Annotated in this window: 25 protein-coding genes and 1 tRNA gene; 11 read left to right on the top strand and 15 right to left on the bottom strand. The window is 60.3% G+C overall.

Features of this window, described 5'->3' with window-relative positions; all coding sequences use genetic code 11:
* Position 1: 1 nt before the first annotated feature.
* The 3 genes from N5A93_RS06260 to N5A93_RS06250 form a co-directional block, all read right to left on the bottom strand.
* The gene (locus tag N5A93_RS06260; RefSeq protein ID WP_268954219.1) at positions 2–292 is read right to left on the bottom strand and encodes a TrbC/VirB2 family protein; all 291 of its coding nucleotides are present in this window, start codon (positions 290–292) and stop codon (positions 2–4) included.
* Positions 292–894: a lytic transglycosylase domain-containing protein gene (locus N5A93_RS06255; protein ID WP_268954218.1), complete on the bottom strand. Its 603-nt coding sequence runs from the start codon at positions 892–894 to the stop codon at positions 292–294. The genes N5A93_RS06260 and N5A93_RS06255 overlap by 1 nt, the downstream gene beginning before the upstream one ends.
* Before the next feature lie 76 nt (positions 895–970).
* Positions 971–1,297: a hypothetical protein gene (locus N5A93_RS06250; protein WP_268954217.1), complete on the bottom strand. Its 327-nt coding sequence runs from the start codon at positions 1,295–1,297 to the stop codon at positions 971–973.
* Between the two features lie 171 nt (positions 1,298–1,468).
* On the opposite strand from N5A93_RS06250, the gene N5A93_RS06245 reads away from it, so the two are divergent.
* Complete coding sequence (locus N5A93_RS06245; RefSeq protein WP_268954216.1) at positions 1,469–1,741, top strand: hypothetical protein; 273 nt, start codon at positions 1,469–1,471, stop codon at positions 1,739–1,741.
* Positions 1,742–1,937: 196 nt separating this feature from the next.
* Here the strand turns inward: N5A93_RS06245 and N5A93_RS06240 are convergent, their stop codons facing one another.
* The 4 genes from N5A93_RS06240 to N5A93_RS06225 all read right to left on the bottom strand — a co-directional run bounded on the left by N5A93_RS06240 (position 1,938) and on the right by N5A93_RS06225 (position 4,765).
* Entirely contained in the window at positions 1,938–2,561 is a 624-nt protein-coding gene (locus N5A93_RS06240) for a hypothetical protein (RefSeq protein WP_268954215.1), read from the bottom strand.
* Positions 2,558–2,848 carry a hypothetical protein gene (locus tag N5A93_RS06235; RefSeq protein WP_268954214.1) on the bottom strand — a complete coding sequence of 97 codons (291 nt, stop codon included), beginning with the start codon at positions 2,846–2,848 and terminating at the stop codon, positions 2,558–2,560. The genes N5A93_RS06240 and N5A93_RS06235 overlap by 4 nt, the downstream gene beginning before the upstream one ends.
* 10 nt (positions 2,849–2,858) lie before the next feature.
* On the bottom strand, positions 2,859–3,782 hold the full coding sequence (locus N5A93_RS06230) for a helix-turn-helix transcriptional regulator (protein ID WP_268954213.1): 924 nt from the start codon (positions 3,780–3,782) through the stop codon (positions 2,859–2,861).
* A gap of 770 nt (positions 3,783–4,552) precedes the next feature.
* Positions 4,553–4,765 (bottom strand): helix-turn-helix domain-containing protein, encoded by a 213-nt coding sequence (locus N5A93_RS06225; protein WP_268954212.1) that lies wholly within the window; start codon positions 4,763–4,765, stop codon positions 4,553–4,555.
* Positions 4,766–5,085: 320 nt separating this feature from the next.
* Between N5A93_RS06225 and N5A93_RS06220 the strand changes: the two genes are divergently transcribed.
* Positions 5,086–5,565: a hypothetical protein gene (locus N5A93_RS06220; protein ID WP_268954211.1), complete on the top strand. Its 480-nt coding sequence runs from the start codon at positions 5,086–5,088 to the stop codon at positions 5,563–5,565.
* A 59-nt stretch (positions 5,566–5,624) separates the two neighbouring features.
* On the opposite strand, the gene N5A93_RS06215 is transcribed toward N5A93_RS06220, so the two are convergent.
* On the bottom strand, positions 5,625–5,954 hold the full coding sequence (locus tag N5A93_RS06215; protein WP_268954210.1) for an Arc family DNA-binding protein: 330 nt from the start codon (positions 5,952–5,954) through the stop codon (positions 5,625–5,627).
* Between the two features lie 84 nt (positions 5,955–6,038).
* On the opposite strand from N5A93_RS06215, the gene N5A93_RS19540 reads away from it, so the two are divergent.
* From N5A93_RS19540 to N5A93_RS06205, 3 genes are read left to right on the top strand one after another with little or no spacing between them, the layout of a single operon-like run.
* Positions 6,039–6,206, top strand: coding sequence for an Arc family DNA-binding protein (locus tag N5A93_RS19540; protein ID WP_440590570.1), 168 nt, complete (start codon positions 6,039–6,041; stop codon positions 6,204–6,206).
* Between the two features lie 19 nt (positions 6,207–6,225).
* Positions 6,226–6,417, top strand: a complete 192-nt coding sequence (locus N5A93_RS06210) for a hypothetical protein (protein WP_268954209.1) — start codon at positions 6,226–6,228, stop codon at positions 6,415–6,417.
* Entirely contained in the window at positions 6,414–7,445 is a 1,032-nt protein-coding gene (locus tag N5A93_RS06205) for a site-specific integrase (RefSeq protein WP_268954208.1), read from the top strand. The genes N5A93_RS06210 and N5A93_RS06205 overlap by 4 nt, the downstream gene beginning before the upstream one ends.
* Positions 7,446–7,513: 68 nt before the next feature.
* Here the strand turns inward: N5A93_RS06205 and N5A93_RS06200 are convergent.
* Positions 7,514–7,587 (bottom strand) — tRNA-Cys (locus N5A93_RS06200).
* A gap of 144 nt (positions 7,588–7,731) precedes the next feature.
* Between N5A93_RS06200 and N5A93_RS06195 the strand changes: the two genes are divergently transcribed.
* From N5A93_RS06195 to N5A93_RS06185, 3 genes are all read left to right on the top strand, one after another.
* Positions 7,732–8,385 carry a protein-L-isoaspartate O-methyltransferase family protein gene (locus N5A93_RS06195; protein ID WP_268954207.1) on the top strand — a complete coding sequence of 218 codons (654 nt, stop codon included), beginning with the start codon at positions 7,732–7,734 and terminating at the stop codon, positions 8,383–8,385.
* A 43-nt stretch (positions 8,386–8,428) separates the two neighbouring features.
* Positions 8,429–9,835, top strand: a complete 1,407-nt coding sequence (locus N5A93_RS06190; protein ID WP_268954280.1) for a TolC family outer membrane protein — start codon at positions 8,429–8,431, stop codon at positions 9,833–9,835.
* 72 nt (positions 9,836–9,907) lie between these two features.
* Positions 9,908–10,939 (top strand): hypothetical protein, encoded by a 1,032-nt coding sequence (locus tag N5A93_RS06185; RefSeq protein ID WP_268954206.1) that lies wholly within the window; start codon positions 9,908–9,910, stop codon positions 10,937–10,939.
* Here N5A93_RS06185 and N5A93_RS06180 read toward each other — a convergent pair.
* Entirely contained in the window at positions 10,936–12,390 is a 1,455-nt protein-coding gene (locus N5A93_RS06180; protein WP_268954205.1) for a cobyric acid synthase, read from the bottom strand. The two genes, N5A93_RS06185 and N5A93_RS06180, sit on opposite strands and share 4 nt — an antisense overlap.
* Before the next feature lie 142 nt (positions 12,391–12,532).
* Complete coding sequence (locus N5A93_RS06175) at positions 12,533–12,853, bottom strand: DUF6280 family protein (protein WP_085815913.1); 321 nt, start codon at positions 12,851–12,853, stop codon at positions 12,533–12,535.
* Positions 12,854–13,071: 218 nt separating this feature from the next.
* On the opposite strand from N5A93_RS06175, the gene efp reads away from it, so the two are divergent.
* Positions 13,072–13,635 (top strand): elongation factor P, encoded by a 564-nt coding sequence (gene efp / locus N5A93_RS06170; RefSeq protein ID WP_268954204.1) that lies wholly within the window; start codon positions 13,072–13,074, stop codon positions 13,633–13,635.
* 60 nt (positions 13,636–13,695) lie between these two features.
* Here efp and ygfZ read toward each other — a convergent pair whose 3' ends face one another.
* Entirely contained in the window at positions 13,696–14,427 is a 732-nt protein-coding gene (gene ygfZ, locus N5A93_RS06165; protein ID WP_268954203.1) for a CAF17-like 4Fe-4S cluster assembly/insertion protein YgfZ, read from the bottom strand.
* 65 nt (positions 14,428–14,492) lie between these two features.
* On the opposite strand from ygfZ, the gene N5A93_RS06160 reads away from it, so the two are divergent.
* Positions 14,493–15,164 carry a TIGR04283 family arsenosugar biosynthesis glycosyltransferase gene (locus N5A93_RS06160; RefSeq protein ID WP_268954202.1) on the top strand — a complete coding sequence of 224 codons (672 nt, stop codon included), beginning with the start codon at positions 14,493–14,495 and terminating at the stop codon, positions 15,162–15,164.
* A 3-nt stretch (positions 15,165–15,167) separates the two neighbouring features.
* On the opposite strand, the gene N5A93_RS06155 is transcribed toward N5A93_RS06160, so the two are convergent.
* Positions 15,168–15,851, bottom strand: coding sequence for a phosphatase domain-containing putative toxin (locus tag N5A93_RS06155; protein ID WP_268954201.1), 684 nt, complete (start codon positions 15,849–15,851; stop codon positions 15,168–15,170).
* Between the two features lie 143 nt (positions 15,852–15,994).
* Between N5A93_RS06155 and N5A93_RS06150 the strand changes: the two genes are divergently transcribed.
* Positions 15,995–17,191: a pyridoxal-phosphate-dependent aminotransferase family protein gene (locus tag N5A93_RS06150; protein ID WP_268954200.1), complete on the top strand. Its 1,197-nt coding sequence runs from the start codon at positions 15,995–15,997 to the stop codon at positions 17,189–17,191.
* On the opposite strand, the gene N5A93_RS06145 is transcribed toward N5A93_RS06150, so the two are convergent.
* A complete protein-coding gene (locus tag N5A93_RS06145) occupies positions 17,168–17,371 on the bottom strand; it encodes a hypothetical protein (protein WP_268954199.1) in 204 nt (67 codons plus the stop codon). The two genes, N5A93_RS06150 and N5A93_RS06145, sit on opposite strands and share 24 nt — an antisense overlap.
* Before the next feature lie 58 nt (positions 17,372–17,429).
* On the bottom strand, positions 17,430–18,536 hold the full coding sequence (locus tag N5A93_RS06140; RefSeq protein WP_268954198.1) for a pyridoxal phosphate-dependent aminotransferase: 1,107 nt from the start codon (positions 18,534–18,536) through the stop codon (positions 17,430–17,432).
* Between the last annotated feature and the right edge of the window lie 13 nt (positions 18,537–18,549).

Genomic DNA, 18,549 nt, shown 5'->3' with positions numbered 1-18,549 from the left:
CTCACGCGCCCCAGATGGCCGTCACGATGGTGGGCGCCGCGGCGATACCCGCGATGGCGACCAGCACCCAGAGCGCTTGGCGGAAGTCCAGGATTCCGAACAGCCAGGACAGGAACACGCCGATGAGCGCCAGCGTGCCGATCACGATGCCAAGCGGGCCGGTGATCGTATCGACAATGCCCTGCAGCAGGTTCTGCACCGGGGAAAGGTCGATGCTTTGGGCCAGCGCGGGTTCGGCAATCATGAGGGTGGCCAGCGCCAGGCCCAGGAACAGTCGGAATTGAGAGGGCATCAGGAGGCTCCGTTCAGTCGGTCACGCACCGCCATGACGCGGCGAACGTGGTTCTGGGTCTCGGTGTAGGGGGGAATGCCGCCATGGCGCGCAACGGCTTCGGGCCCTGCGTTATAGGCGGCCAGCGCCAGGTCGGGCCTGCCGAAACGGGCAAGCATCATCAGCAGGTAGCGCGCAGAGCCGTCGAGGTTCTGCGTCATGTCATGGGGATCGACGCCAAGATCTGCGGCGGTGCCGGGCATCAGCTGCCCGAGCCCGATCGCCCCAACTGAGCTCAGCGCGCCGGGCCGATACGCGCTCTCGACTTCAATATTGGCCTGAAACAGCGCGAGCCAGTCGGAGACCGACAGCCCGGCCCGGCGCAACGCCGGATGACCGCCATAACGCGTGGCGGTGTCCTGAAGCGCTGTCAGGATCTCGGGGCGTGGCTGCGCAGCCGTGCGCTCTGTGCTTGGCGCGGGCCTGCGCTCAGGCGCGGCGGTCGCGTCGTCCTCGGCGCCAAACACTACCATTCCCGATGCGCGCGCGGGGCGCCCGGCGACATAGCTCTGTGCAAATCCCGCCTGAGGTGCCTGTGCTGCCAACTGGCCATCGGCCGCCATGGCAAGAACGAAGCCCTCGCCCGTGGCCGGGGAGGAGACCAGTGCCGCGATGCAGCAGGCGAGGGCCGAGCGGGTGCTACTCGGCTTGCGCCAGGCGGTGCGCGCCGACCTTCCCTTCCACCATGGGGATGGAGACGACCTCAAATCCGAGGCTAGCCAGGAAACTCGTGAGTCCGTTGATGGTCTTGAACTCGCGCGCCGCCATGGTGTTGCGCGCCGTAACCAGCAGGCGGCGCTCTCCGCTATCGGGCGATACGCAATGCACCGTCCACACCCCCGACCATTGCGCCGTCGTGCGTTGTGGCGTGACCCGGCACAGCACATCCGCCGAGTGACCCTCGGCAAGCAGTTTGCGCAATCCGTCTTCACTGACAACATTCGGGGCGTCTTGCATCCAGTTCATCGATCCGGGCCTTCGCACGTTGGCAGAGATCCGGCTGTCCCCCATGGACTGCCAGATCACTACAAGATTATAATACTGCAATCAAGACGTATATTGGGGGCCAATACAGCCGTCATGCGTTAATGGAAAAATACTGCAGCAGCCTTTGGAATCCAAGTCAGGATGATAGCAATGAGAACATGGGGCGTGGCGATGTTGGTGATGGCATGTGGCACCGCGGGATTTGCGCAAGGCTGCATGGCCCCCGCGGCGCCCTTCATGCCCGCCGAGCTGGCCGATATCCGCGCCTATGCCGATCTGCTCCGCGAGGACTTCGAGATCTACTTCACCGATGCGCAGGCCTACTTCCGCTGTCTCGAGCGCGAACGGCGCGCGGTGTTCGACGAGGTGCAGCAGCTGACGCAAGCCTACGCGCAGATGATCGAGTTACTCGCACAGGAGTGAGGGCGCCCCCAGTTCGCAAACCGTTCCTGATGGAAGCGCTCAGATGAGGGCTGTCGGACCCGAAGCGGACATGGTGCGGGACGAAAAGGTGGGGGCGCACGCGCTACGCGGGTGGAAGGGCCAGATGCGGACGAAGCGGCCTCTAAAGAGCCACTGGCGACATTTCAAAGGAGGCCTAGTTGGCGGCTTCCCGCGCCTATAGCTTCAACTGAGCAACAGCCCTACGGAGATCGTTGCGGCTGCGCAGGTTTTCGGCTCCCATGTGCAGAAGCACCGGCTTTCTTTTTAGGTTTGCGTGGAATACTTGAATACGGTCTGACGTGCTCTTGCTCTTGAACTCAGCCTCTTTGCCGCTCTTTCGAACAAAACCACAAAAAACGCTGTAAGCCTCTCGAAGAAGATCGCTCCTAAAGGTCAGCTTCTTTGTAAGATCGAGCGGATCGCCATCAAAGCCAATGAACTGGTACTGCCCAGGAGATATCCTGCGGAATAGGAGAGGTTTGCCGTCATCCCGTTTCGCCGCGCCGTCCGTATAGGGGTCTATGGTTGAGTATACGGATTCCTTTTCGGCTCCATTCTCTATTTGGATTCCATCGACGATTTCATCGACGTGGGCAGAGCGGTGGTTGCCGTCCAAGAAGAATTCGACGATTTGAGTTATCCCGCTCGAGACGGACGATCTCACTTCCTTTAGGCTTGGAATGTCTAGTTGGTCTTCCGAAAAGCTGTTCATTCTTTGGCGATGCTCCGCTTGCAGCCCGCTGGTCTCACTGTTTCGCTGGCTCATGTTGGAGCTTCCCGTGTTCGGCTCGGTGTTCATGCGTACGCCCTCCCTTTGCGATAAGTTCTTGTCTGGTCACGTTGGGTTGCGTGGTAGCTGGTGATGATGGTGCCCCCTTCGACGATCAATTTCTTGCCGCGCAGCCTCTCAAACTGCTGAATTTCTTTTTTTCGACGTGCGATCTCTTCATCGACGATCTCGTTTGTCATTAGATATGCGTCCGAAGCGACTTGATCGGCGGCAGCCAAAATGAGTCCGAAGTCTTCTTTGCGGATGCCTCGCTGGTTCATCCGCGTTTCGGCATGTTGTGTGATTGAGTACGACATCGCTTTCTCCTCAGTCCGGAATGTTGATTGAGCCGAGTTCGGTCAAACGCCGTTCGTGCGCCTTTTTCGTTTCTTCAGAACAGTGTTCTTCTAGCCAACGTGCTCGTGCGCCAGACTGATCGTCAGCACTCAGTTCTTTGGGAATATCGCGCGGGTGAACATCACCGCTCTCAAGGGCCAGCCGCGCTAGGGAATTACCCGCAGACAGCTCATCAAGCGTTGTGTCGAATATGCTCACACGGAGCGAAGAAAAGTTGCCCGAGACCTCATCCCGTTCACCCATAGCGTCTGGCGAAAGTTCACGAGCTTTGCGATCCAAGAAGTCAACAAAGAGGTCGCCCGAGCCCTTGTACCAATCAGACCATTCATCGTCAGTGATGGTGGAGCCCGACAGGTCGCGCTTCTCGATTGATTGAGCTTCAGCTCTCCCCGCCTCTTCGACCCTGCCGAGGCCGATACGAACATCGCCCAAGTGGCTGTGGAAGTCTTCAGGAACACGCCACAGAGCGTCCTCGAGTTCCGCTAAGCGTTCCCTTCTTTCTGCGAGGCTCATTTCCGCAGTTACAAGGAACAGCAAAGGAGCGGCCCTAAGTATATCGTGCGCCTTAACCCCGTACCGCGCCTCAAGAAACCGGTAATTCAGGCGATCTTGCTCTGAGAGATAGAACGAAGCACGCTTCAGCCCTAGAGCCTCGGCTCTTTTCTCAAAGTCGCCTTCAGGAGGAGTCGATAGCTCATCAGCAGATACGTTGAGAGCGCTCGCCAGGTTTTGGAGCGTCTTGCCTTGACAAGTATTCAAGGTGTCATTGTCATTGCTCTGCTCGAGCCTGCTGATCTGCTTCTGACTGACATCTGATGCGTCCGCCAACTGCGCTTGCGACAGGTTGCGGCGCTCGCGAAGAAACTTCAGCTTATTTGGGTGAATATGTCCCATCTATGTAGCCCTTTCTTGATTTCAACAAGATAATGGCACACTTCCCCTGGACATTTCAACGCCACGACAGCAAAAATGACGCGTTTCCAGTCGCCATTCCTATTCCAAAATGTCACTTTGTCTCGCAATATATAGACATAATATCACAAAATGGCACTCATATCTGTTGAGTTCTGCCGAGAAAGACAAAGAATAGACATTCTGAGGTCACATGGCGAGAACCCGACTACCTAGGCAGGCTTGGTCAGAACGTTGCTGCAGGCTTTAGTAACGAAGGTTGGAAGAGCTGTCATCGCGCTCGGCAAAAAGACTGCAGCAGCCCAGCTTACAGGACAATTTGCGTCCTTAGCGCAGTTCGCGAACCGGTAGCGGAGGTCGGCTGTTCGCCCATTCTCCCTCATGCTGCGCTATGCACCAAAGTCGCGGAAGGGCTCAACCGACATTCGCCGCATTTCACACGAACGGCTGCTGTCGGAAAACACCCAAAATTTTGCAAACTCCGCTCCCTGCGCGAAACGCCCGCTCGTGGAGATCGCAGCATCCGTGAAATAGAGCCCAGGCCGACCGTTAGCTGCGGTTTCCCCCATTGTCCGGTTCAGCCGGATGATCGGGGCGGTTCAGTGATGTAGGATCGCAGCCATCGTATAATGCTGCCTGGGTCTCGCCGTTGTCCCATCGGTAGAGCAGACCGATTTCAACGCCTGTGTTGATACACTTAACGCGGCCAATGGCTTCGGCGATTGAGCGAACATTCTCAAATCCGGGCATAACTAGCCCCTCTCGTTAAACAATTCCTTCGGAGCGACATCGAGGGCACGCGCGATCTTCTCCAGAAGATCGACTGATGCCGAAAATCTGGCGAGTTCGATTTCGCTAACATAGCTGCGATCAATGTCAGCAGCTAAAGCTAGTTGTTCTTGGCTCATACCCTTGGAACTTCTTAGATTCCGGATATTTAGCCCTACTTGTTCCCTCAGTTTCATGGCCTGTCTTCGGCCAAATCATGAGGATCGCTCTACGGAATATATTCCACAAAACGCGCGCGAGCATCACAAAGTCTATGCTCGCATATGGTGTATCAGGGGATGATAGGCATAGGATATCAGTATTATAGCAATGTAATCAAAAGGCACTGAATGCTATGTGGTGTGTACTCTTCAGGAAATGGTGTGTTGGGGTCGCGATGGCCGTTCTTTCCAGTGTGGCTCCCCAAGCGGCGAAAGCCTACCAAGTTGACTGCGCCATTCTGCTTTGCCTGGCTGGTGGGTGGCCCGCGTCAGCAGAATGTTCTCACGCTCGAGCGGTGTTCATCCGCCGCATCACACCCTGGCCGATCGAGCCGCCGTTGCAGATCTGGCGTTGTCCGATGGGGGTGGTCGGGCACGCGCCGGTGCAAAGCACGGCCCCCAGAATCTGGGAAGCCAGCCACCAACGCGGCGAGGCGCTTGGCCAAATCATCTTGGCCCAGGTGGTGGAAGGTGGCGCAGACATAGACATCAGCGGCCGGGAATTCGACTTCGTGCGCTCGATCCGGGTTTGGGATGTGCGGCACTACAGCCATCGTGAACGTGGCCGCGAGGACGATTGCGAAGAGCGATTTACGATGCGCCTCGGGACATACGGGACCCAGGGCGACTTCGACTGGCAGTCCACCACACCTGCAGCAGCGCCGACTTGGGTGCTGCCATCGCGGCAATGCTCATGGGCCAGCTGGCGCCGCGGCGTTGGTGTTGAGTGGGAGGACCACGAAGGCAACCATGGCTTCGAGTGGGTGAGTTACTGATGGCGCGGCAGTTGCAAGGCATCAGTGACGGTTCACGCTCGGTGGCTGCGTCAAACTCGCTAGCGCTCCTTCGCGCTGCGGGCGATGGCATCCGCGCGCGTGACGATATCGGAGGCGACCGTCTCATAAAGCTGCGCCCGACGGTCGCGCGCCGAGCCGGGTTTGGGGTCCTGACGCCTTATACGCCTGGCGAGCCAAAGCAGGATCCGCGCGGCTGGTTCTTGAACGGTCTCCGGAGTTTGCGGCGGATAGTGCTCTTCCAGCAAGGCGACGATCTCGGCGTTCATGCTCCGGCGGTTCGCGTCCGCTTTTTCCCGGATCCGATCCCGCAAGCCGTCAGGCATGCGGATGATGTACTTGTCCTGGGTTGATGAAGGATATTCAGCCATACTGGCTCCTAGCCATGAATTTGTTCTTGACGCAATGCTGGCGGCTCGCCATGTATAAGTCAAGCCTATACAGGAGGTGAATTGATGCACTGTCGCGAACCGCTAATGCTCCGGCTACCAAAGGAGCTCAAAGACTGGGTTAAGGAAGAAGCTCAGCGTAATTATAGCTCGCAAAACTCCGAGGTCGTTCGAGCTTTGTTGGCTGCCAAGAAACGGGCAGATCAACAGCATGCCGAAACGGCGGCAGATTGATGCACTGACGGGAAAACATATGACGCACAGAAATGTTCACACGATCGCGCGCCAAGCAGCATCTGCCCTCATTCGCGAGGCGCGGGAGGCAGGCTGGTTGAGGGCGAGGTTCGAAATCAAACCTGATGGCAGCGTCACGGTCGATGCTGGCATGGTCGAGCCGGATAGCAATGACGAATTTCTTAACGGCGACTTGAGAATGCGAGAATGACGAGAAAGAGCCTGCCCAAGTACGTGTATCGCGACCGTGGTTACGTGCGTTTCATAAGACGTGCCCGAGGCATTTCTGTCATGATGCACGAGGAGGTGGGCTCACCCGAGTTTTGGGACCATTATAACCGGTTGCTGCGGGGTAAACCGGCCCCAAAGCCGGTAAAGCGGAACTTTGAGGCATTGATCAAAAGCTATTTTCAAAGCGACGCCTACAAGAAACTCAAGCCGCGCACGAAATCTGACTACAGGCGCTACATGTCCCACATACGAGAGATCTGGGGCGACAAAGACCCTGCCAGGATCGAGACGCATCACATTTATGAGTTGCATCGCGCCAATGCAGACCACTGGCGACAGGCGAACTATCTCGTGCAGGTGATGGTGGTCCTGATGAACCATGCGCGTTTGATCGGGTTTACGAAGAAAGAGCATGGCAACCCGGCAAAGGGAATCCCGCTTTTCAAACAGCAAAGCGATGGGTGGGAACCTTGGCCAGATGATGTGCGCGAAGAGTTTGAAGGGCTTGCAACTCCGCGGGCGCGCCTTGTCTACGAGCTTTGCCTTGGGACCGGACAGAGAATCGGCGACGTCCTCAAGATGGAGTGGGCTCACGTTGCGAACGACGGCTTCGACCTGACTCAAGGGAAGACGAATAAACCGCTATGGATCCCACTTACGGATCGTCTGAGTGACTATCTGCAAGGCTTGGAACATCGAGAGGGACGCCTAGTCACCGACTCCAATGGTCAGCCCGTCAGCTACCGGACGATTGCTCAAGAAATGCGCGCGATAAAGGCGCGGATGAAGCACGCGGACGCCGCGCGATACAAGACCCACGGGTTACGCAAAAACGCGACGATCGAGCTCTATCTGGCCGGCTGCGATGACGAGATGGTCAAGTCTGTGACCGGACATTCTGGCGTTGAGATGCTGAAGAAATATGGCGGCCAGGTCCGGCAACGAGAGCTCGCAAGCCGCGCTCAGGAGGCTCGGAACCGACTGGCGCGCGAAAAGAGCGAACCATGAAAGTTTCAACGATTGTTTCAAAATCAACGGCGAAGGAGGTCGAAAATGACGCAAGTCATTGATTTTATTGGAGGCGAGTACCGGAATCGAACCGGTGTACACGGATTTGCAATCCGCTGCGTCACCACTCCGCCAACTCGCCGCTCAAGTGGTTGAGATCGGTTATCCGATCATCGCACTCTGCGCAAGGCCCGGCGCGCAGCTATTGTGCGCGGATTTGCGTTGTTCCTTGCTGATCTATATGTGTAGATATGAAGCAGGTTCATGGAAGACAAGAGTTCGACCGATGACAGATTATGCCGCGCGGCGCGCCGTGATGGTGGACACGCAGATCCGCCCGTCCGATGTAACGAAATTCCCAATTATTGACGCGATGATGTCGGTTCCGCGCGAGGCGTTCGTGCCGGTGGAGCTGCGCGAGGCCGCCTACATGGGCGAGAATATCGACCTGGGTGGCGGTCGGGTGATTCTCGACCCGCGAATCCTTGCGAAGATGCTCGATGCGCTGGACATCCAGGCCGATGAACTGGTGCTGGATGTGGGATGTGCCCTTGGGTATTCGTCTGCGGTGATGGCGCGGGTCGCCGAAGCCGTGGTCGCTGTCGAGGAATCTGCGGAAATGGCGAATGAGGCGCCGGGCCTGCTGTCGGAAAACGGCGCGGACAATGTTATCGTCCACGAAGGCCCGCTGATGCAGGGCGCCCCCGAGCACGGACCCTATGACGTGGTGGTTATCCAGGGCGCGGTCGAACACTTGCCCGAAGCGCTGAGTGATCAGGTCAAGGAGGGCGGACGCATCGCCTGCCTGTTCATGGAGGGCGCATTGGGCGCGGTGCGCATTGGTTATCGGATTGATGGCGAGATTTCATGGCGCTTCGCCTTCAACGCCGGTGCGCCGGTGCTGCCCGGTTTTGAGCGCCACGCAGCATTTACCTTGTGAGCGGCGCCGCCGCCGGGCCAAGAGGGAGCGTCCATTGAAACGCCTGACGACAAAGAAATTTCTCGCCCCGGTTTTGGCATTTGCCCTGGTGGTCTCGATTCCGGTCACAGCTTGGTCGGAAACTTTGGCCGATACGCTGGTCAGCGCATATCGCAATAGTGGCCTGCTTGATCAGAACCGCGCCTTGCTGCGCGCCGCCGACGAGGATGTCGCGGTGACTGTATCGCAGTTGCGTCCGATCATCGGATGGTCGGCGGATGTGACCCGCGGGTTCGGGCGCACCCGGACGCAAAACAGCAACGGGGCGGTGTCGATCGATTCGACAGATGCCAGCTTTGGCCTGACGGCGCAGTTGCTGCTGTATGATTTTGGACGCACGCGCCTTCAGGTGGAGGCGGCCAAGGAAACCGTGCTCTCCACGCGGGAAACTCTGCGCAGTATCGAGCAGCAGGTGCTTTTACGCGCGGTCGTTGCCTTCATGAACGTGCGCCGCAACAGCCAGTTCGTGTCGCTGCGTCAGAACAACCTGCGCCTGCTGCGCCAGGAGTTGCAGGCCGCGCGCGACAGGTTCGAGGTGGGTGAAGTGACCCGAACCGACGTGTCGCAGGCCGAAGCAGCGCTTGCCCTTGCCCAAAGCGGGCTGGCATCGGCGCAGGGCAACCTGACGCGTGCGATCGAGGAATTCGTCAGCGCCGTGGGTCGCGAGCCGGGGAACCTGCAGACACCTGAGTCCCCGCCAAGTCTTTCCGGTGACGTGAATACGGCGAAATCCGTGGCCGTGCGCGCCCATCCAGACATACGCAAGGCGCAATATGATGTGGCCGCAGCGGATCTGACGGCCGATGCGGCAGCGGCGGCGACGCGCCCGCGTATCGACCTCAATGCCCGCGCCGGCGTCGAAGAGGAATGGGGCGGCAGCGACTATGTTCGCTCCGGCAGCGTGGGTGTGCAGATCAGCGGCCCGATCTATCAGGGCGGTCAGTTGAGCGCGCTCAGACGTCAGGCCATTGCGCGGCGCGATGCGACACGCGGCGCGCTGCATCTTGCCCGGCTTCAGGTGCAGCAGGAGGTCGGGAATGCCTATGCCGATCTGCGTGCCTCCCGCGCAAGCCGCGAAGCCAGCCAAGAGGCCGTGCGCGCCGCGACAGTGGCTTTCCGGGGGGTACGTGAAGAGGCACAGCTGGGCGCGCGCACGACGTTGGATGTGCTGGATGCCGAACAGGATCTTCTGGACGCGCGCACCAATCTCATCTCGGCGGAAATCGATGTCTATGTCGCGGCATACGGGATCCTGGCAGCGATGGGGCAGTTGACGGCGAAAGACCTGAACCTGGCGGTTCAGACCTATGATCCGGCGGCTTACTACAACATGGTCAAGACGGCCCCTGTGGATATCAGTCCGCAAGGTCAGCAGCTTGATCGGGTGCTGCGCGCGCTCGGGAAAGAGTAAAACACGACCTAACCAGTTGTGTGAACACGCCCTCGGAGATAAACTTGGGTGAGGCAAGAGTGGTGCAGGAATATGTCTGATCCCGTCAGCAATGCGGAAATCGAGGATGTCTTGTCCTCAATCCGGCGTCTGGTTTCGAGCGGTGAGCGCGAGAAACCCGGCGGTGTGGTCGGGACCAGTTTTGAAAGCACCAACAAGCTTGTTTTGACACCCGCGCTGCGTGTGGACGAGGCCGATGAGACCCCTGCGGAGGTGCCGCTGATGTCCGATGCACATGGCACCGGACCGGCTGGAGACCGGTTTGAATTCCGGCATGTCGCCCGTGACGGAGATGATGTCGCTACGCGCGAATCGGATGATGAGCCAGACGCTGCGTCCGATACCGGATCTTGGATCACCCGAGAGGATGAAACCGCCACGGACCCGGCGCAGGATGAGACATCCGAAGCCTCCTCCCATGACGAACCCCCAGAGGAACCAGGCGATATCGAACCTCTCGAGGCAAGTGATGAGGATTTGCCCCTTGGGGATGACAATGTGGGCGAGGATCCGGACGCGGAGTCTGTAGGCGATGCCGAGATCTGCGCATTGGAGGACCGTATCGCCGAAGTCGAAGCCGCGGTTGCAGCGCGCGATGACGAGTGGGAACCCGATGGCGAAACCGATGATCCCTATTCCGGCTCGGATGTCACACCAATGGCGTGGGAAGATTACCCGCCCGAACCCGAGTCTCGCGGGTCAGATGCCGATGGCGATCCCACCGTGTTCCGAAGCGTGGCATTCGCGCCGGACGCGCCGGAAACGGGCGATGACGAATCCCAAGTTTCTGGCGAGGGCGCAGAGGCGCAGGATGATCCCGCGCCCGAGGTCGCCGCACAACCTGGGCATGACGCAATGCATCAGCAAGGCGACGAAGAGGACGATTCCGAATTCTGGGACAATGCGGATGAGGCCGTTCTGGACGAAGACGCGCTGCGCGACATGGTCAGCGAGATCGTGCGTCAGGAGCTTCAGGGCGCCTTGGGCGAGCGGATCACCCGCAACGTGCGCAAACTTGTGCGCCGCGAGATTCACCGCGCGCTGACCAGCCAGGAATTCGACTAACCGCGCGGCGTCGCGGCCAGTTCCAATATCCGGTCAAGATCGAGATGGGTTTCGACATGGTGCGCAAGCGCTTCCAGCGTGTCGTCGACGCTTGCATCATAGCGCAGCCCCGACGCCACGCCGAGTTCACCCATAAACGCAGCGCGGAAACTGTCCGAGGCGAAAAGCCCATGCAGATAAGTGCCGCGCACCCGCCCCGATACTGACTCCGCGCCTTCGGGCCGGTCATCCAGATGAAGCCAAGCGCGCGCGCAATCGGGTCCGGTCGTCTCGCCGAGGTGGATTTCATAACCTTGCACCGGGTCGCCGGTGGCAATGTAGATCGCGCTGGTCAGGGACAGGCGCTTTTCCGGTTTCATTACGGTCGTCACGTCCAGATGCCCAAGCCCCGCCACCACGCCGGGCGCGCCTTCGATCCCTTCGGGGTCGGCGATCTCGCGCCCCAGCATCTGGTAGCCACCACAGAGGCCCAACACATGCCCGCCGCGCCGGATATGCGCCTGAAGGTCGATATCCCACCCCTGAGCGCGAAAATGACCCAGATCGGCGATGGTCGACTTGCTGCCCGGCAGCAATACCAGATCGGCATCGCCCGGCAATGGCTGACCGGGTTCTATGATCTCGATGCTGACTCCCGGCTCCGAAGAAAGCGGATCGAGGTCGTCGAAATTGGCGATCCGCCCCAGGCGCGGTACCGCGACCTTGAATCCGCCACCCGGGGCCGAACAAAGATCCATCACGTCTTCGGCCGGGAGCCGCCAGGCATCGGCGAACCAGGGCAGTATGCCCAATGGCAGCCAGCCGGTGCGCTGTTCGATGGCCGTCATGCCTGCGTCAAACAGGCTGGTATCGCCGCGAAACTTGTTGATGGCGAAGGCCTTGATCCGTCCGGCATCGGCAATGGACAACACCGCCTGCGTGCCGACGATCTGCGCGATCACACCACCGCGGTCGATGTCGCCCACCAGAATGACGGGCAAGTCTGCGGCCTCGGCGAAACCCATATTGGCGATGTCGCCTTTGCGAAGGTTGATTTCAGCGGGGCTTCCAGCGCCTTCGACCAGCACGAGATCGGCACCCGCGCAGAGCCGGCGAAAGCTTTCAAGGGCCGGGGCCAGAAGTTCCGGTTTCTTCTGCGTGTAGCCCTTGGCGCGCATCGTCGCGAAGCGGCGCCCCTGAAGGATGATCTGAGCGCCGGTCTCGCTTTCGGGTTTGAGAAGGACCGGATTCATGTCGGTATGGGGCTGTCGGCGCGCGGCCATCGCCTGAAGCGCCTGCGCGCGGCCGATCTCGCCGCCCTCGGGTGTCACGGCGGCGTTGTTCGACATGTTCTGTGGCTTGAATGGTGCAACCGAGAGGCCGCGATTGGCGAAGGCGCGTGCCAGACCGGCGACAAGCATGGACTTGCCCACATTCGACCCTGCGCCCTGAATCATGATCGATTTTGCCACGTCCCGCACTCCTGTCATTCAAGCGTGGTGATACAGGCTGGACCGCCACGTTGGAAGACGGTTGCAAATCATGCGGCAAGGGGGGCAAAGGAAAAACCCTGCCGTGTCCGGCAGGGTCTTTTGCAGCGATTTTGTATTGTGTTCAGGCAGCTTCGGCCTGTGCAGCGGCGTTGCGCCGTTCGCTTTCCTCGCGCGACAATGCGACCGAGGTGCGCACGCCCTTGGACACGAAATCCATGAGGCCGTCGACGACGCGCTCATTGGGGTCGATACCGGCACAGGACAGCACCTCGCGGCCATCGCGCGAGCGTGCCCACCGGGCGATCTGCTCGGGGCCGTTACCGTATTTCTTGTCATCCGCGATGGCGTCATCCAGCGCGGCCAGAACTACGGCTGCAAATAGTTTACGGGCACGGTTGCCCTGTTCGGCATTGAAGGCCGTGCCGTCAACGAAATCCGTCATGGTTCGTCCTTGATGTTATTGCTCTTGTGTTTTCGGCGTGCAGTCGGTTATGGCGAAGTTTGATCGATTCGGATAGAGCGCACACGCATAGCTTCTATGCGTTTTGTGCATATCGGAGCCTGTGTTCGGCACGGGGGATCGTCATCTTGCCAGTCATCTTCTCCCCAGATATAGGGGGGCTCAATCTTCCATCAACCTTTTGTCATGGTTTTGCTAGAATGCCCAAGATCAATGGAAACGAGATCAGACCCGGAAATATCCTGGAACATAACGGCGGCCTGTGGACCGCCGTGAAGGTCGATCACGTCAAGCCCGGCAAGGGTGGTGCCTTCGCCCAGGTCGAAATGCGCAACCTGCGCAACGGTTCCAAGCTCAACGAGCGGTTCCGCAGCGCCGACAAGGTGGAGCGCGTCCGTCTGGAGCAGAAGGACCAGCAGTTTCTTTATGAAACTGATGGTCAGTTGGTCTTCATGGACAGTGAGACCTTTGAGCAGATCGAACTGCCCGCCGAAATTCTGGGCGATCGCCGTCCCTTCCTGCAAGACGGGATGACGGTGCAGATCGAGTATTACGATAACGAGGCGCTCAGCGCCGCATTGCCCCAGAAAGTCGTCTGTCGCGTGGTCGAGACGGAGCCGGTGGTCAAGGGACAGACCGCAGCCAACAGCTTCAAGCCGGCGGTGCTGGACAATGGTATCAAGGTGATGGTGCCGCCCTTCGTGGGGTCCGACGAAGACATCGTCGTCAATACCGAAACCATGGAATACGCCGAGCGGGCCTGAGCAACTGGCGCAGCCTTTCACTCAACTAATCGGGCACGAAGATGAGTCGCGCCCGATGGCTCATGGTGTGTAGCGCAGTGTCGCTTCGCCTGCCTGCATAACCCCCTTGGCGCGATCAAAGCGAAGATAGGCGATGCCCTTGCCGCCCGATTGCGTGAAAAGCGTGCCGACGGCTTTGCCGTCCGTGGTGATCGGAGTGCCGACTGGCGCTTCGCCCGTGACCTCGACACCGGCAAGGCCCTTGCGCAGCTCGGTCTTGTGTTTCATCCGGGCAGTCACCTCTTGCCCGACATAGCAGCCCTTGCGGAAATCGACGCCGCTCAGGCGCTCGAAACCGGCTTCCAGGATGAAACTGTCGGGCGTCAGCTCGATGCCGGTCTCGGGAATGCAGTGCGCCACGCGGATCGCATCCCAGTCGGTGCCATCATCGCCTGACATCTCGCCATAAAGCCGCCAGCCCAATTCGGGATGGCGCGGGTCATTCAGCGCGCTCTCAGGGGCGGGGCCGGTGCCGCGCATCAGGTTCAGATCGCTCTGCGAAATGGCCACATCGGCGCGCAGCTTATACATGTTGAGCCGTTTGAGAAGGCTGTCGGCAAGACTCATGTCGACGTCCAGAAGGATTGTGTCGCCTTGACGCGCAAGGAAGAAATCGGCCAGATACTTGCCCTGCGGCGTCAGCATCGCCGCATAGACCAGCCCCTGATCGAGCTTGCAAAGATCATTCGTGACCAGCCCTTGCAGAAAATCCTGCGCCTCCGTGCCTGTGATTTCGAGGATCGTGCGTGTCATTGCCACTCCCGTCGCGTTTCGACCTGTAATATAGGTCTTGTCGCGTGTGGCAACAGGGGGTGCAGATGCGTGCGGAACTGTCGATCGTGATACCGACCCTCGATGCGGCCGAGGGGTTGGCGCATTCCCTGCCCGCATTGGCCGAAGGGTTGCAGGAGGGGTTGATCCGCGAACTGATCATCTCGGATGGCGGCTCGCTGGATGCGACGTTGCGGATCGCCGAGGAGGCCGGTGCGCTGGTGGTCACCGGCTGTGCGTCGCGCGGTGGGCAACTGGGCCGTGGGGCCGAGGCCGCGGGCGGTGCGTGGCTGTTGTTCCTGCACGCCGATACGGTCTTGCCCGGCGGTTGGGCAGAGTTGGTGCGCGCGCAGATGGAGGAGGGTCGCCCGGCCTTTTTCGGACTGCAATTCGATGCGGCGGGGTTTGCGCCTGCATGCGTCGCGGTCTGGGCAAACCTGCGCTCCTGGTTGTTTCACCTTCCCTATGGCGATCAGGGGTTGCTGATCTCGCGCAGCGAGTATGACGCGGTCGGGGGATACCCTGATATCGTGCTGATGGAGGATGTCGCCATCGCCCGGGCGCTTGGCAGGCGCCTGCAACGCTTGCCGGGCAAGGTCACGACCAGCGCGGCGCGCTATCGGCGTGCGGGCTGGCTCCGCCGTGGCGCGCGCAATATCGTGCTGCTCATGCGCTATCTGATGGGGGCAAGGCCCGAGGACCTGGCGCGGCGCTACTGAGGCTCAGAGGATCGGCCTGTGCGTGGCTTCATAGGCTTCCTGCATCGGGATGGCCCTGTAGTCGGTATGCAGCCAGCTCTCGAAATCGACGCCGGTTTCCTTATGGGCGGCCTCGAATCGATCAAGGATATAATCGAGGATGCCGGTGCGCGACCATTTGAAGTGAATATACTTCACGCTCAGCATCTTTCGCGCTTCTGATATCGGTCGCCCCTCAATCACCAGCAGATAGATCGCGGCGGCGAATCCGGCCCGGTCAGCGCCCGATTTACAGTGCATGACAAAGGGTTTCTCGATCTCGCGGAACGCCCGGATCAGCGCCTTGATCTCGCGCCGGGGGGCCGCATGACGAGCCCTCAGGTTGACGTTCACCAGCGTCAGGCCCAGATCGCGGCAGCTTTCCTCCTCGACAAGGTAATGTGCCGCGCCACCGGCGCCGCGCAGATTGAGGATCGTTTTGATCCCTTTTTCCTTGAGCTTGACGAAACGTTCATGCGTGGGCTGGTTCGAGCGATAGACCCCCGGGGCGACCGGATAGAAATTGGTCCAGACCTTGCGCAGGATCGCGTGATCGAACCACAAGTTGTAGATATGCGCGCGGCGGCGGTTTTCGGGCGTGGACAGGTCCGTGTCATAGGAGGTGCGCACCGAACGCTCCCAATCTACGATCCGTTGGATGAGTTTCATGAGGGGAATGCGCTCCGTACGACCTGACCCTTTACCCGAATGCCCCATGTAGGCGGAGAGCGCCGCCAAGGCAAGCCGTCGCGGCGATTGACGGCAGCGACGAGCGGCGTAATGTCGGCCGGCGAACTCAGGAGAAAACAAGCATGACGCTGAGCAACGGTCGCCCTTACCTGGCCATTCCGGGACCCTCCGTGGTGCCCGACGCGGTCTTGCGCGAAATGCATCGCGCGGCCCCCAATATCTACGAGGGGGAGCTGATCGCCATGATGCCGGGCCTGACCAACGATCTGAAGCGGGTGGCCCGCACCGAAAAGCATGTCGCGATCTATATCAGCAATGGCCACGGTGCTTGGGAAGCGGCCCTGAGCAACGTGCTGTCGCCCGGCGACAAGGTACTGGTGCCCGCGACGGGGCGCTTCGGCCACGGTTGGGCCGAGGTCGCCTCGGGCCTCGGGATCAAGGTCGATCTGGAGGATTTCGGCAAGCAATCCCCGGCCGATCCCGACAGGATTGAAACGCTGCTTCGCGCAGATTCCACGCATGAAATCAAGGCGGTGTTGGTCACGCATGTGGACACATCGACCTCGATCCGCAATGATATCCCGGCAATCCGCGCAGCGATGGACGCCGCGGGGCATCCTGCGCTTTTGATGGCCGATTGCATCGCCTCGCTGGCCTGTGACCGCTTCGAGATGGACGCCTGGGGCGTGGATGTGATGGTCGCGGGCAGCCAGAAAGGGCTGATGGTGCCGCCGGGACTTGGCTTTGTCTATTTCGGCGACAAGGCCGCCGAAGCGCGGACGCATCGCGATGTTGTCAGCCGCTATTGGGACTGGGTGCCACGCGCGGATCCGGCGCTGTTCTACCAGTATTTCGGGGGCACCGCGCCTACCCATCACCTATATGGCCTGCGCGCGGCGCTGGACATGATCCACAATGAGGGAATCGAGGCGGTCTGGGCGCGCCATGCGCGGCTGGCGCAGGCGATCTGGGCGGCGTGTGAGACATGGGCCGAGGACGGCCCGCTGGCATTGAATGTGGCCGACAAGGGGCTGCGCAGTCATGCGGTGACGGCGCTGCGCATCGGGCAGCCCCATGGCACTGCGCTGCGCGAATGGGTGCAGCAGAAGGCGGGCGTGACATTGGGGATCGGACTGGGCATGGCTGAACCCGGCGACCCGGCCTGGCACGGGTTTTTCCGCATTGGCCACATGGGCCATGTGAATGCCCATATGGTGCAGGGTATGCTGGGCGCGGTGCAGGCGGGGCTGGTGGCGTTGGACATACCGCATGGCCACGGCGCGCTGGAGGCAGCGTCAGGGGTGATCGCGGCGGCCTGAATGCCGCGCGCCCCGTGCCAGCCGCGATATCAGCAGGTTCAGCCCATAGCCCGCGGCGCAGACGGCTGCAAAGCCAAGCGTTGCCCATAAGACAATGAAAATCCAAAGCAAATTCACCAGCCCCATGATCAGGGCCGCGTTGGTGTAATTCGGAGCCTTGGGCAAAATTCCGCGTTTCATGCCCAAGTCTACCGCAGCTTGCCGGTCTGTCAGCGAAAATTTTCCGACGCGGGGCGGATCAACCGCGTGCCGCCGCCAATGCCTCCGGCAGGGTCTCGGCCAACACGTCAAGATCCTGGGGTCGCCCGCAACTGATGCGGATACAGCGATCCTGCGGGGTAACGAAGGGTTTGCGCACGAAGACACCGCGCGCGACCAAAGCCTCCAGAACGGCGCTGGCGAAAGCGCCGTCGGCGCCGCAATCCACGGCCACGAAATTGGTGGCCGAGGGCAGGGCGCGCAGGCCATTTTCCTGCGCGATCAAGGCGATACGGTCGCGGGCGCGGGCCACTTCGCCTTGCACATGCAAGAGCCAAGCCGCATCGCCAAAGGCCGCCAGAGCCCCTGCCTGCGCCATGCGGTTCATGCCGAAATGGTTGCGGATCTTGTCGAAACTGCGGATCAGGCCGCGCGCCCCGATCGCATAGCCGATACGCGCCCCGGCCATTCCGTAAGCCTTTGAAAACGTTCTCATTTTTATCACGCGCGGGTCATCCGCGTCGATCATGGCGGCGGTGCCTTCGGGGGCGAATTCGATATAGGCCTCGTCGAGCAGCAAAAGACAGCCCTCGGGCAGGTCATCCAGCGCGGCGCGAATGTCGCTGCCGGAGTGCCAGCTGCCCATCGGATTGTCGGGATTGGCAAGGTAGACCAGCTTGGCATCAACCTCTTTCGCCTTTGTTAACAGGGCGGCGGGGTCTTCGTGATCGTCGCGATAGGGGACCTTGTGCAGCGCGCCGCCGAAACCGGCGACGTGATAGTTGAAGGTCGGATAGGCGCCGTCGGATGTGACCACCGCGTCACCCGGCGCCACCAGCAGCCGCACAAGATTGCCGAGAAGTCCGTCAATCCCTTCTCCTACAAGGATATTTTCAACGTCACAGCCGATCCCGGTGGCCAGTGCGGCGCGCAGTTCATAGCTGGAGGGATCGCCGTATTTCCAGCTTTCGAGCGCCTCGGCCTGCATGGCTTTGACGGCGGCGGGGGAGGGGCCGAACAGGCTTTCATTGGCGCCGAGACGGGCGCGGAAAGGGGCGCCGCGGGCGCGTTCCTGTTCCTCGGGGCCGACGAAAGGCACGTTGGCGGGAAGGGTCTGAACAAGGTCGGTATAGCTTGGTTCGGTCATGGGGGCAGCTAAC

Source organism: Roseovarius salincola (assembly GCF_026891095.1).
In the GTDB taxonomy this organism is placed as follows: Bacteria; Pseudomonadota; Alphaproteobacteria; order Rhodobacterales; family Rhodobacteraceae; genus Roseovarius; species Roseovarius salincola.
Note: the sequence above shows the minus strand (reverse complement) of the source record. Positions and strands in the feature narration are given on the sequence as shown.